This window comes from Cytobacillus purgationiresistens (genome assembly GCF_030813235.1).
GTDB classification, from domain to species: Bacteria; Bacillota; Bacilli; order Bacillales; family Cytobacillaceae; genus Cytobacillus; species Cytobacillus purgationiresistens.
Genome location: NZ_JAUSUB010000001.1, coordinates 271,793 through 284,319, shown reverse-complemented (window position 1 = coordinate 284,319; position 12,527 = coordinate 271,793). Strand labels below are relative to the sequence as shown.

Sequence of the window (12,527 nt, the reverse complement as noted above, 5' to 3'; positions counted from 1 at the left end):
ATAATTGTATTATATAAGGAGGAATTAAATTGATGAAAAGTCCAGTTGAATTCTTTAAGACATTACAAAAAAAGGTATGTCCTGAATGTGGGCAACAAGTAAGTGAGCAAGCTGAGTCATATTTAATGGAATGTGATCGCTGCCTTTCTAAAAAAAGTGAATAGCAAAAAAACAGCGCTGAGAAACGGAAACTCAGGCGCTGTTTTTTTATGGAGCAAAATACATCAAATCAAGATCATCCCCTAACAACCTGCTATCCACTGCTCCACTATGTTACGTTTTTTCATTCTAAATTGAATTCATCCCATTCATACTAGGTATGATCTGATTATAGTACAATCGGTGTCAAAGTTTGTGAGTCAATGTTAAAAATGACTCTTTCCTCCATATAAGGAGGATTATGCGGCCCTTCGAACGTGACAATTTGTACAGTTACAAATAATTGAGCCACTTGATCATCTTGATTTATCGCTAGTAGCTTCTCACTTAATCTAAACCAATCAGCACCAACCACTGAAAGATTGGAAGGGCGCAGCTCAGTAAATAATTCTTTTTCTAATACACCTTCTGGTAAATCCATTGCCTCTACCCATTAAGGAAGAGCAAACAATAATTAACATAAGTAAATACTAATTTATTATCAGAGAATAAACCTCACGATGGCTTGAATAATCTAGCTGTTTTTTGCGCAACCTCATCATATCCCAATATGAAGGAGCCTATATATGAAGAAAAGGATTGAATCATCTAACTCAATTAAAGAGATTCCAACTGTAAGATTTGTAGCAGGCGAATCTGTAGATGAACTTCGAATAATAGAAGAAGCCAATGCCTATATTGCATCTAAAGAAGTGAAACAACAAAACGAAAATTTATAATGATAACAATAAAAGCTCACAGTCAATAAAATACTGTGAGCTTTATAACAGCAATTATAATATTTCTGGCAGCTCTCTCATCTCAGCTGTTGTTTCGTTTCCACATAAAGGACATTTTAAATCATCTGAAGCAAAATCCTTTCTCATCCAGCCGTTGCAAACATCATCACTGCAGGAATACACTTCAGTATCTAAAAACACTACTTCTGGTTTATCATCTTGACCTTTCTTATTGAAAAACATAGTAGATGCCCCCTTTTTTTCTTTAGTATGGACAAAATCACCATAAAAAATAGATAAAACCTGACATCTTTTCTATAAAATTTGAAATGCTATAAATAAAGGAGACGATGATGACAAAATGAAACAACAAAAGACCAAAAACATTACGATCGCTGGAACCGACATTGATGAAGTAAAAAGATTAAATCAAGAGTCCGGTCTTTCATACAATGAAGTGAAAAATAAACTCGCAGAGGAATACTTAAAAAAAGAAAAGTAGAAGGATTTTATAATATTTCCAAGAGGACCTTAAACTCCTTTCCCCTAATCAAAGAAGGCTGCTTGGCAGCAGCCTCCTTCTTATTATGATTCACTATAACCATTTCTCGGAATGGCTATATCAACACCTTCCATATAATCATAAGGGTCTTCACTTCGTCTGTCACATGTCTCGCTATTCTCAGCTTGAGAGTACGAAAGAGCGGTAATGAGGTCATCTGTTCGCTGGTGATTCTCAGTTAATTTTGAACCAACAAAAGCCTGCAATCTTTCATCGTCCTTCTTATACATGAGATCCCTCCTTCCCATCTGCCCATAGTTTTTACAGATTTACTCCTCACATACAGAGATAAGAAAAAAATAAAATATGTAACAAAATTGAAATAATGGAGGTATTTACTTTCATGGATAAATTTCTTAGAAATAATTTGCATATAGTCCAAGGATTCAAAAACCTCTGAAGCTGATGTGACAAAAACTTTATTGCACGACCCATCTAACGTAAGGATTGTTTTAATATTGGAAGCAATTAAATAGATAAGGGGTAAAAAATTCTAGAATAAATACCCCTCACTCAAAAAAAACCCTACTTTCTAGAAAAACCTTAATATAGGACAAATGAAATATTAATATTTGATCCAAAACCCATGCGATATTATAAGCATTTAATTCCTTTGCTTCATCTTTTTACTCGCACAGCGTTAACTTGCCTTTTCCTAAAAGAAAATACCAATCATATAATTGATTCCTGAATCAGAATCATTTTTACAACTGTTTCTAACGTATCTTCAAGTGTGATATTCGTTATAATTATTAAACCTTCGTTAGTTAGTTTCACTCTCACCTATATAATGAATCAGGTTGAACCGAAACTCTTACGTCATTCTTTAAAATAAACCCACCATAAAAAAAGTCATTGTACAAAAATACAAATAGTCTCTCATACATGATTTCGGGTTAACTCTTCAAAATCTTAGGTTTTATAAATGATTGATAAAACAAATATGAAACAATGAATACAAAAAATTGATTTGAATCATTTTAGAAATATGCACCTCACTATCTATTGTTGGTTAGAAATGAACAAAAAAAGGAATATAGGATAATACATTTAAATGAAAGGCTGTGAACTTTTGTTATATTTACTCAGTATTCTTGCGTATGCATTCATGATTACAATGAATTTACTTGCACATGCGCTTCCAATTAACGGTCAAACCACCAGTGAAGTGTCTAACAAACTAAATGTGTTATTCACGCCAGCCGGCTATGTCTTCATGATATGGGGACTGATTTATTTGATGCTCGCCATATGGCTGATGCGTCAAGGTTTCCCTTCAAAAAGAAACCTTCCCATATACAAAAAAATATATCCTATCTTTATTTTGAGCTCCCTCTTAAATGGGATATGGATTGTCACATGGCATTATGAATTATTTTTACTTTCTATTATTATAATTGTTTCATTACTTATTACATTAATTGTACTTTACAGGAATCTTAATATTTCCGGTATAAAGATTGATATGGCCACTTTTTCAATTTACCTTGGGTGGGTATCGGTCGCAACAATTGCCAATATTAGCTACTATTTAACCTATATAAACTGGAATGGCTGGGGTCTTTCCAATACAATATGGACAATTATCATGCTTTCCGTTGCAATGGTGATAGCCATTTATATTCTAGTCAAATACCATGATTGGCTTTATCCATTGGTATTTGTTTGGGCTATCATCGGTATTGCGATTCGTAATATGGATCAATACTATTTAGTAACATTCACAGCATTTGTTTATTCATTTGTACTTTTTTTACTAACGATTATTCTATCTATAAGGAGAAAGCCGCTTTGAGCAAAATGGGGCTGTTTAATAAGGCCAATTTCGACTTATTGACTCCGATTTTATAAAACAAGAATGCTTTAATAGCATTCTTGTTTTTTTATATGCTTCTTTTTGGATGATTTCCCCTTTTGGGACAGCTCCTATCTTATGCTCTATCCCCGCTTATCAACAAATTTAATGTTAATACCCTGGTTAATTTTCTTTACTGTCAATAACAAGAAGAAATAAGCGATACCAATAGAGAAAATCACCGACACAAACCCTCCAATGAATGTAAAGAGTAACGAATGGGCTGCCTTCCATTTTAATAACGTAAAAAGCAAGCCAAATAGTCCCGTGAATTCATCATCAGTAAATAAGTTCAATGAATCGATGGGCAACAACACGAGCATTGTAGGAATCATTGCAATTATGACGTACGAAAAACATAAAAAGATTAAAAGAAAGGAAACTCCCCCTATTAATCGATTTTGTGGATTATTTGCATCATACTTCGCTCCAATGGCTCCTAACCAAAGGCCAATTCCTGTTATTCCCAAGGAAGCAATGGCAATGATCACGATGCCGAAAATAGTCGCTAAAGGGTTCCAATTCAGAAGAATGCTTGCAATTACTTGCAGTGTGCTTAATAAGCATACTGGGATTAACCAATTAATCCATAGCTTTCCAAGCGTTATTTGCCAACCTGACAATGGTAAAATACGTAATAAGTGGATTGCGTGTGCCTCTCTTGCAAACGAGGAAGACGTAAATCCTGCAGTCATGAATATAAACATAAATAAAAAAGCAGCTTGAGCTAGCATCCACGAAATATTGGGGTGACTTAAGATAAAATCGATTGTCTTGCCTTCATTCAAGATTGAAGCAACTGGAAAGACCAACAAAAATATAAATGGCAGGAAAGTGACCCATTCCCTCATATCTCGCTGGATTGCCCTCCATTCCTTTACACCGATTGAAACAATAGGTGAATGGATTCTATTCTTATTCTTTTTGGATTTTAATTTCTTTCTATTACGGAGACCGTCATTCATTTTAATCCAGCCTGTGCGAAATCCTTTTTCAACCAAAGAGGAAGACAAAAATAATAGAAGGACAGTAAATAATATGAGCATACTCAAAGGTAAGATTTGAATCGTACCAAAGATTGCAGAAGATAAAACTCTTCCGCCCCATTCCATTGGAATCCAGCTAGGGAATTCTGGCAGAACAGTTAATTCATCTGTATAAATGTTATTTTGCATCAGATTAGGAATTTGAAAAAGCACATAGACGATGATCCCTGCCATCGCCGTCATAACCGTCATTAATTCCTTTGCTCTATTCACAGGTATAATTTGAATTAGCACTAAGTTCAACAAATAAGCAACGCCCATACCTATGAGGGTGATAAGCAAAATGGTTATGTATGAGATCGGATAAAAAAGAAAGCTGGCCTGAGCAGAAACGCCAAAAACTGTTATTAATACACAAGAGGCAATCCATAGTAGACCAGGAAGGCCGATAAGGCTTTGAATAAACTTTACCCAAAAAAGCTGATTTGTTCGGATGGGGAGAGTAAACAGAAAGGCTAAATCACTTGCGCCATATAGGTTTTTAAATATTTGCGGAACCCCAAATAAGATATTAAAGGCCAGTACACCGGTTAAGGCGTAAGCAAATAAGGAGTTAAAAAAATCAGTCGGCAAAGTAGAAGAAATCCCCAAAACGATAAAGCTAAAAATGCCAATAAAGAAAATCACAGCAAGACTTGCAAAAACCAAGGCGATTTTTTGCCCTTCTGGCAGAGAAATGAATTCATTCTTCGCGATTTTCAAATAAAGCTTTAAGAGCTTTTTCGTCATATATCCACCTTCTCATCTTCACCCGCTAATTCTTCAATTAAGTATTTCATATCCGAGTCTCCTGTCAGATTTAAAAATAATTCCTCAAGCGAAGACTCTGTCCTCTCATGCTTTAACTCTGCCATAGTTCCAACCGCAATAATTTTACCTTTATTAATAATCCCAACTCGATCACACATTTGTTCGGCAATTTCTAATATATGCGTTGACATAAAGACAGTCATTCCATTATCACAATGGGTCCTCAATAGACTCTTTAATGTTTTTGCACCTTTAGGATCTAGCCCGACTGTAGGTTCATCAAGAAATAATACTTCTGGCTGATGAATAAAAGCAGCGCATAAATTAATTTTTTGTCTCATTCCATGTGAGTATGATTCTATTAAATCGTCTGCCCGGTCAGTCAAACCAAATATATGAAGATACTTTTCGCTTCTCATTTCAAAAGTCTGTTGTTCAATTTCATACACACTGCCAATGAACCGAAGAAATTCTCTTCCTGTGAGTTTTGGATAAAGTATAGGTACATCAGGAATGGCAGCCATTTTTCTCTTCGCTTCTAAAGGTTTCTTCCAGATGTCTGTACCAGCAACCTCGATGGAACCTGTATTCGGCTCCAGTAAACCAGTCATCATTTTGATAGCGGTTGTTTTACCGGCTCCATTGGGTCCTAGAAAACCAAACAACTCCCCTTTTTTTATTTCTAAATCGATATACCTTACGGCCTGGAAAGACCCGAAGTTTTTCGATAAATCCACAACTTTAATTGCACTCAATATAAAACACTCCTTTTCCCATTCTTATATTAATTCTTCTAAATTGTTCCAATTCCTTTTTATACGGTTGATTTTGATAAAGGTTTCCTGAAATAAATATAAACATTGTCGAAAATAGTAGGAAAATTTATAATCTTCTTAGTTGTTTACATATTTTGAAGATGTTACTATTACACTGTAAGCGGTTTCTATGATTTTCAATTCCCAACCAAGAAATACATAGAATACTATTTTTAGGAGGAATTAGATGAGTCAGTTAACTGTAAGTGTAAAAGAAAAAGTAGAAAAATTTTTAACAGGTAAAAAGAAATTATTTATTAACGGTGAATTTGTCGAAAGTAAAACAGAAAAGACTTTTGAAACATATAATCCAGCAACAGGTGAAGTTCTTGCACACGTCTATGAAGCAGGGGCAGAAGACATTGACTTGGCAGTTAAAGCTGCCCGTAAAGCATTCGACGAAGGTAAATGGTCAAAGATGCCGGCTTCAGCAAGAAGCAGACTTATGTACAAACTAGCTGATTTAATGGAAACAAACAGCGAAGAGCTCGCTCAGCTAGAAACATTAGATAACGGAAAGCCTATTCGCGAAACAACGAATGCTGATATTCCGTTGGCAGTTGAACATATGCGTTACTATGCCGGCTGGTCGACCAAAATTGTCGGTCAGACGATTCCTGTAAGCGGACCATTCTTCAATTACACTCGTCATGAAGCTGTTGGGGTTGTTGGTCAAATCATTCCGTGGAACTTCCCGCTTCTCATGGCGATGTGGAAGTTAGGTGCTGCCCTTGCAAGCGGCTGTACGGTGGTACTAAAACCAGCAGAACAAACACCACTTACTGCTTTATATTTTGCTGAACTCGTTCAGGAAGCTGGGTTCCCTGAAGGAGTCATCAATATTGTTCCTGGATTCGGAGAAACGGCTGGACAGCCGCTTGTCGACCACCCGTTAGTTGATAAAATTGCCTTTACAGGTTCAACTGAAGTTGGAAAGCAAATTATGGCGAATGCATCAAAAACACTGAAGCGTGTCACGCTTGAACTTGGTGGAAAATCACCAAATATCATTCTGCCAGATGCTGATTTGACAAAGGCCATTCCTGGTGCATTGAATGGAGTAATGTTTAACCAAGGTCAGGTTTGTTGTGCAGGGTCTCGTGTATTTATTCAGAAAAAGCATTTTGATAATGTCGTAGCTGATATGGCAAGCCATGCTAAAAACATTAAGCAAGGCGCTGGGATTCATGCTGATACTGAAATCGGACCATTGGTATCTACTGAACAACAAAAACGAGTGCTTGGTTATATTGAAAAAGGGGTAAGTGAAGGAGCAGAATTAGTAGTTGGTGGAAATAAACCACAGGACGATGGCTATTTCGTCTCTCCAACCATCTTTGCCAATGTCAGTGACGAAATGACAATTGCTAAAGAAGAAATCTTTGGCCCAGTTATCTCTGCCCTGCCATATGATGATTTAGATGAACTAATCAATCGAGCGAATAGCTCAGAATATGGTTTAGCTGCAGGCGTTTGGACACGTGATGTCGCAAATGCGCATTATATCGCCAATAAATTACGTGCCGGAACAGTTTGGGTGAACTGCTACAATGCCTTTGATGCTGCTTCACCATTCGGAGGTTATAAACAATCAGGCATTGGCCGTGAGATGGGCTCCTATGCATTAGATAACTATACTGAAGTGAAAAGTGTTTGGATCTCAATGAAATAGAGTTATTTAAAAAATCTGATGCAGTCCTCACTGCATCAGATTTTTTATGGCTTTGAGGATTGAACTTTAAATTAGATGAGTCTTAAGTGATATTTAAGCGAGTCGGCGAGGGGTAGATTCTTAGTTTCATCATCTAGTTCCTCCATCCATTTTCTATTCACCTTAAAATCCAGCACAATTTATTCTAAGGTTCATCAAAAAACTAATAAAATACCTGAACCACTAATTCTATGATCACAAACAAAAAGAGACAACCTCAAATCATGAGATCATCTCTTCTTTGCGTAAAATGACCGTTCTGTATTAGACCATGCATGAAAAAGCTCAAAAGACTATTCTGTATGTAACGATACTTCATTAATTCGAAGCGGATGGAATTGGTTTGGGCGGTTGGATTGACATCAATGATCTTGGCTTCGTAAGGCTAACTTTTATTCCAGCTTTTTTTAAACGGTTAACTAAATCGACGAGCTGTTTTTTTGCCATTTATAAAAACTCCTTTTTCCTGCCTTGATAGCTTTATTTTATAGGATAATTATGAATAAACTATGAACATTCAAATGGATTTCACCTAAAATTATTGCAGATTTGTGAATTTTTGAGGAAGCTTTCTTAAAAACCATGTATTCCTCTGTCATTGAATAAAATACCCTTGCCTAGAGAGGCACAAACCTAAATTATATGAAAAAAAATAAAAAATGTATGAATATATATATTAATTCGCTGTAATTGATTAACTTCCTGTCTCTTTTTCCAGATTTTTAAATAAAAGTTAAGCGTTCATTAACACTCTTTGAGCGGTTAATGTTATACTTTTAGAGATTATGTTTTGTGGAGGAATTTAAATACATGTTAACAGTAACGAATGTCGGTCTTCGCTATGGTGACCGTAAACTATTTGATGACGTAAATATTAAATTTACACCGGGAAATTGCTATGGATTAATCGGCGCGAATGGCGCAGGAAAATCAACATTTTTAAAAATACTTTCAGGTGAAATTGAATCTCAATCAGGTAATGTAAGTCTTGGATCAGGTGAACGTCTCGCTGTATTAAAACAAGACCATTTTGAATATGAAGAACATGAAGTTTTAAAAGTGGTTATGATGGGACATACTCGCCTCTATGCAGTTATGCAAGAGAAGGATGCGATTTACATGAAAGCCGATTTCACTGATGAAGATGGCATGAAAGCTGCCGAACTTGAGGGTGAATTTGCTGAGCTTAATGGTTGGGAAGCAGAATCAGATGCAGCCATTCTTTTAAAAGGGCTTGGAATTGAAGAAGGAATGCATACAAAGAAAATGGCAGATCTCACTGGTGGAGATAAGGTCAAAGTACTTTTAGCACAAGCTTTATTCGGTAAACCAGATGTTCTTCTTTTGGATGAGCCTACCAACCACTTGGATATTAAGGCTATTGCATGGTTGGAAGAATTCTTAATTAATTTTGAGAACACTGTAATTGTTGTATCCCATGACCGTCACTTCTTAAATAAAGTGTGTACTCATATTGCTGACCTTGACTTTGGAAAAATTCAGGTCTATGTTGGTAACTATGATTTCTGGTATGAATCAAGCCAATTAGCTTCAAGAATGGCGTCGGATGCAAATAAGAAAAAAGAAGAAAAAATTAAAGAGCTGCAAAACTTTATTGCGCGATTTAGTGCGAATGCATCTAAATCTAAACAAGCTACTTCTCGTAAGAAACTCTTGGATAAGATTGATTTAGATGATATTAAGCCATCTTCTCGCCGCTATCCATATGTAGGATTTACACCAGAACGAGAAATTGGAAATGATCTACTACGGGTAGATGGCATTTCTAAAACAATCGATGGTGTAAAAGTGCTAGATGATGTCAGCTTCATTATGAATAAGGATGATAAGATTGCTTTAGTTGGAGCAAATGAACTAGCTAAAACAACATTGTTCAAAATTCTAATGGGTGAATTAGAACCGGATGCAGGCACTTGTAAGTGGGGTGTAACAACATCACAGGCCTACTTCCCTAATGATAACTCGAAGTTTTTTGAGAACAATGACCTTAACCTTGTTGAATGGCTGCGTCAATTCTCTCCTAATGATGAAAGCGAAAGCTTCTTGCGTGGATTCCTAGGAAGAATGCTCTTCTCTGGTGAAGAGGTATTGAAGAAAGCGAATGTTCTTTCCGGAGGAGAAAAAGTTCGCTGTATGCTTTCAAAAATGATGCTAAGCGGATCAAATGTTCTTTTACTTGATGAACCTACGAACCACCTTGACTTAGAATCGATTACTGCATTGAATAATGGCTTAATCAATTTCAAAGGGTCAATGCTTTTCGCTTCACATGACCATCAGTTTATTCAAACGATTGCCAATCGCATCATCGAGGTTACTCCTTCAGGAATCGTTGATAAGCAAATGTCATATGATGAGTATTTAGAAGACGATAAATTGCAAAAACAAGTGGCAGAAATGTATAAGTAAACATTAAAAAAACGCGGGAAGAATTAATCATTCCCGTGTTTTTTTTTGATTACCAATTTCTTCTTCTAACTATATAACCCATTTCCGATTGTTTTCTACGCTTTTTACGCCATAGCTGATACAAAAATAAAAAAATTAATAAGATAATAACACCTGTGCCAAGCATGATAGATTTAAGATAATGACTATGATCATCATCTGAGGCTGATCTATTAAGTGCTTGATTTGATGCAACATGCTCCTCTTCTCCCTCTTCGCCCTCTTCTTCTTTTAATTGTATCGTTTGTATCGCTCTTTCCTCATTATCACTAAGCAATATTTCACCCTGACTCGTAATTTTTTCTTTAAAACCAGCTTTAGGAACTGTAACAGAAATGCTGGTATCTTCAAGTGTATAAATTTTGTCATTAACCACGTATTCTTCAGAGGGAACAAACTCTTTATTTATATAGTGAGCAAAGCTATAATCAAGAATATTTGCAGTATCTTTGTAAATATCGCGTTTATAGTCTGCTTTCAATACAATCGCAGTTAAATCCAAAGATCCATCACTGGCTGAAGATGCTAAGGTTTGCTTTGCTTCATTCACAAAGCCTGTCTTCCCGCCAGTAATCCAGTTATAAGGTCTCTCACCATTTAGCATTTGATGATGGGAAACTAAGGATGTATCCCATGATTCACCCTTCCACTTAAGTTCTTTTGTACCAAAAATCTCAGTAAATGTTTCATTTTTTAATGCATAATTAGTTATCATCGCCAAATCTTTTGCTGTTGTGTAATGCTTATCATTATAAAGGCCGTGGGGATTAGTAAAATGGGTGTTTTTCACACCTATCTCTTCTGCTAAAAATCCATTTAGTTGATGGGAAAAGTCCTCTATGTTTCCGTGCAAGTGTTCTGCAATAGCTGATGCTGCATCATTACCTGAGTTGATTAGCATACCTTGAATTAGTTTTTTTAATTTTACTTTTTCTCCGACTTCCAAGTATACCTTGGTTCCATCAACATTGGTAGCCTCTTCACTTACGGTAACTACATCATTTAATCGACCTTTTTCAATCGCATAAATGGCAGTCGCTATTTTTGTCAAACTAGCTGGATACATCATGTCTTCTGCATTCTTATCGTACAGAATGGCTCCTGTCGTTGATTCCATTACAATAGCAGATTCACTTAGAATTTCAGGTTCAATCTCTTCAGCATGGACATAACTGTTAACTTGAAGAGTTAAGATCATTATAATAAATATATAAATAGCCTTTTTCATCATGACACATCCATTTCTAGTTCTTTTACCCTATTGAATTGTATCAAAAAAAAGCAAATTAGTTTGAATTGAAAATAAATTGTTATGAAAATGAAATGTTTATGTCGTAATTTGTAAAGGAAATAAGTAAATTAGCTTATATTGTAAAGTTGCATCTGGGAATGCTCCTGACTTTCTCTTAAAGATTAAGAAATAACATATTTTTCGTTTATTATTTCAAGAACCCAAAAAAATAAGCATCCAAATAATGGATACTTATTAACTACTGCTACAGCCAGAACCGCAGCTTGCATCACTTGATCCTCCTCCATCATTAGAATGATGATGATCCAAATCACTTGCACATGCAAACCCTGAGCAGGAAGCTCCGCCTGCACTTGTTTGTTTCAACCACTCCTCAGGGAGATAGGCTGCCATTTGATTGGTAAAGTCCTCATTATGATAAATAGAAAAGAAGATAACGGCACCTAATGCCGTATGTGATAAAACATCTTTATCTGAATTCGTGCGATCAGGCTGTTTATCCTCCCGTTTGAAAGCACGGGCTTCGAATATTTCTTTTTTCAGCTTTTGTATGAGCGCCATTTTGATTTCCATCCATTCATTATTTGAACGGAAGTACTTTACTAGGAGTTGTTCATCATTCATCAACTCAAAGTCATTTAATATTTCATTAGGTATCGGAGATTGTAAAAATCCCCCCCAAATTTTGCGGCTATTTTCGGTGGGTGCAAATAAGGATAAATACATCCAATCAAACAAAGCACGCTCACCCGGCATAGGCATACCTTCGGCGTTGGGTGAATGATGTAAATAATCACCGTAGAATGCTTTTGAAAACTGTTCATATTCTCTTGTAAACATCAGCATTTCATGCCAAACATCATCCACTTTATCACTGAACATCGGTACTGATTTTAGCAAACTATTCATCACAAAGTATCTATTTAATTCAAAATAAGCCCATTCAAACTCATGATCAGCCCATTTTGGATTTTCCTTTAATACTCTTTGTTTCAAGCGCTCTTTATAGTTTGTTGATAGCGATGCGTCAAGCTTATTTACAATAGGATTAACTTTGTCGGATTCAACTCCCAGTTTTGGCGGCAATGGTAAATTCTTTAATGGCTTAATTGTTGAAGAATTAAAGCCAACAACAGAAACTACAATTATGAGAAGTACTATTGCCCCAATAAATAAAAACATCCCCATT

General features: G+C 35.8%; 14 protein-coding genes. 6 read left to right on the top strand and 8 right to left on the bottom strand.

What is annotated here, in order from left to right; genetic code table 11:
* Positions 1-29 precede the first annotated feature (29 nt).
* Positions 30-164, top strand: a complete 135-nt coding sequence (gene yhfH / locus J2S17_RS01520; RefSeq protein WP_307471214.1) for a protein YhfH — start codon at positions 30-32, stop codon at positions 162-164.
* Positions 165-328: 164 nt separating this feature from the next.
* On the opposite strand, the gene J2S17_RS01515 is transcribed toward yhfH, so the two are convergent.
* Positions 329-580 carry a DUF3888 domain-containing protein gene (locus J2S17_RS01515; protein ID WP_307471212.1) on the bottom strand — a complete coding sequence of 84 codons (252 nt, stop codon included), beginning with the start codon at positions 578-580 and terminating at the stop codon, positions 329-331.
* A gap of 145 nt (positions 581-725) precedes the next feature.
* On the opposite strand from J2S17_RS01515, the gene J2S17_RS01510 reads away from it, so the two are divergent.
* Entirely contained in the window at positions 726-878 is a 153-nt protein-coding gene (locus J2S17_RS01510; RefSeq protein WP_307471210.1) for a hypothetical protein, read from the top strand.
* A gap of 54 nt (positions 879-932) precedes the next feature.
* On the opposite strand, the gene J2S17_RS01505 is transcribed toward J2S17_RS01510, so the two are convergent.
* Entirely contained in the window at positions 933-1,121 is a 189-nt protein-coding gene (locus J2S17_RS01505; protein ID WP_307471208.1) for a cold-inducible protein YdjO-related protein, read from the bottom strand.
* 118 nt (positions 1,122-1,239) lie between these two features.
* On the opposite strand from J2S17_RS01505, the gene J2S17_RS01500 reads away from it, so the two are divergent.
* Positions 1,240-1,380: a hypothetical protein gene (locus tag J2S17_RS01500; protein WP_307471206.1), complete on the top strand. Its 141-nt coding sequence runs from the start codon at positions 1,240-1,242 to the stop codon at positions 1,378-1,380.
* Positions 1,381-1,463: 83 nt separating this feature from the next.
* Here J2S17_RS01500 and J2S17_RS01495 read toward each other — a convergent pair whose 3' ends face one another.
* Complete coding sequence (locus J2S17_RS01495; protein WP_307471204.1) at positions 1,464-1,670, bottom strand: hypothetical protein; 207 nt, start codon at positions 1,668-1,670, stop codon at positions 1,464-1,466.
* Between the two features lie 824 nt (positions 1,671-2,494).
* Here J2S17_RS01495 and J2S17_RS01490 point away from each other — a divergent pair.
* Positions 2,495-3,235: a TspO-related membrane protein gene (locus tag J2S17_RS01490; protein WP_307471202.1), complete on the top strand. Its 741-nt coding sequence runs from the start codon at positions 2,495-2,497 to the stop codon at positions 3,233-3,235.
* Between the two features lie 143 nt (positions 3,236-3,378).
* Here J2S17_RS01490 and J2S17_RS01485 read toward each other — a convergent pair whose 3' ends face one another.
* Both J2S17_RS01485 and J2S17_RS01480 read right to left on the bottom strand, forming a co-directional pair.
* Positions 3,379-5,070, bottom strand: a complete 1,692-nt coding sequence (locus J2S17_RS01485) for a putative ABC transporter permease subunit (RefSeq protein ID WP_307471199.1) — start codon at positions 5,068-5,070, stop codon at positions 3,379-3,381.
* Positions 5,067-5,846, bottom strand: a complete 780-nt coding sequence (locus tag J2S17_RS01480) for an ABC transporter ATP-binding protein (protein ID WP_307471197.1) — start codon at positions 5,844-5,846, stop codon at positions 5,067-5,069. The genes J2S17_RS01485 and J2S17_RS01480 overlap by 4 nt, the downstream gene beginning before the upstream one ends.
* A 247-nt stretch (positions 5,847-6,093) precedes the next feature.
* Between J2S17_RS01480 and J2S17_RS01475 the strand changes: the two genes are divergently transcribed.
* Complete coding sequence (locus tag J2S17_RS01475; RefSeq protein WP_307471195.1) at positions 6,094-7,578, top strand: aldehyde dehydrogenase family protein; 1,485 nt, start codon at positions 6,094-6,096, stop codon at positions 7,576-7,578.
* Positions 7,579-7,935: 357 nt separating this feature from the next.
* On the opposite strand, the gene J2S17_RS01470 is transcribed toward J2S17_RS01475, so the two are convergent.
* Positions 7,936-8,064: a hypothetical protein gene (locus J2S17_RS01470; protein ID WP_307471193.1), complete on the bottom strand. Its 129-nt coding sequence runs from the start codon at positions 8,062-8,064 to the stop codon at positions 7,936-7,938.
* Positions 8,065-8,427: 363 nt separating this feature from the next.
* On the opposite strand from J2S17_RS01470, the gene J2S17_RS01465 reads away from it, so the two are divergent.
* A complete protein-coding gene (locus tag J2S17_RS01465; protein WP_307471191.1) occupies positions 8,428-10,047 on the top strand; it encodes an ABC-F family ATP-binding cassette domain-containing protein in 1,620 nt (539 codons plus the stop codon).
* A 49-nt stretch (positions 10,048-10,096) separates the two neighbouring features.
* On the opposite strand, the gene J2S17_RS01460 is transcribed toward J2S17_RS01465, so the two are convergent.
* Positions 10,097-11,314: a D-alanyl-D-alanine carboxypeptidase family protein gene (locus J2S17_RS01460; protein ID WP_307471190.1), complete on the bottom strand. Its 1,218-nt coding sequence runs from the start codon at positions 11,312-11,314 to the stop codon at positions 10,097-10,099.
* Positions 11,315-11,572: 258 nt separating this feature from the next.
* A complete protein-coding gene (locus J2S17_RS01455) occupies positions 11,573-12,526 on the bottom strand; it encodes a UCP032817 domain-containing protein (protein WP_307471188.1) in 954 nt (317 codons plus the stop codon).
* Position 12,527 lies beyond the last annotated feature (1 nt).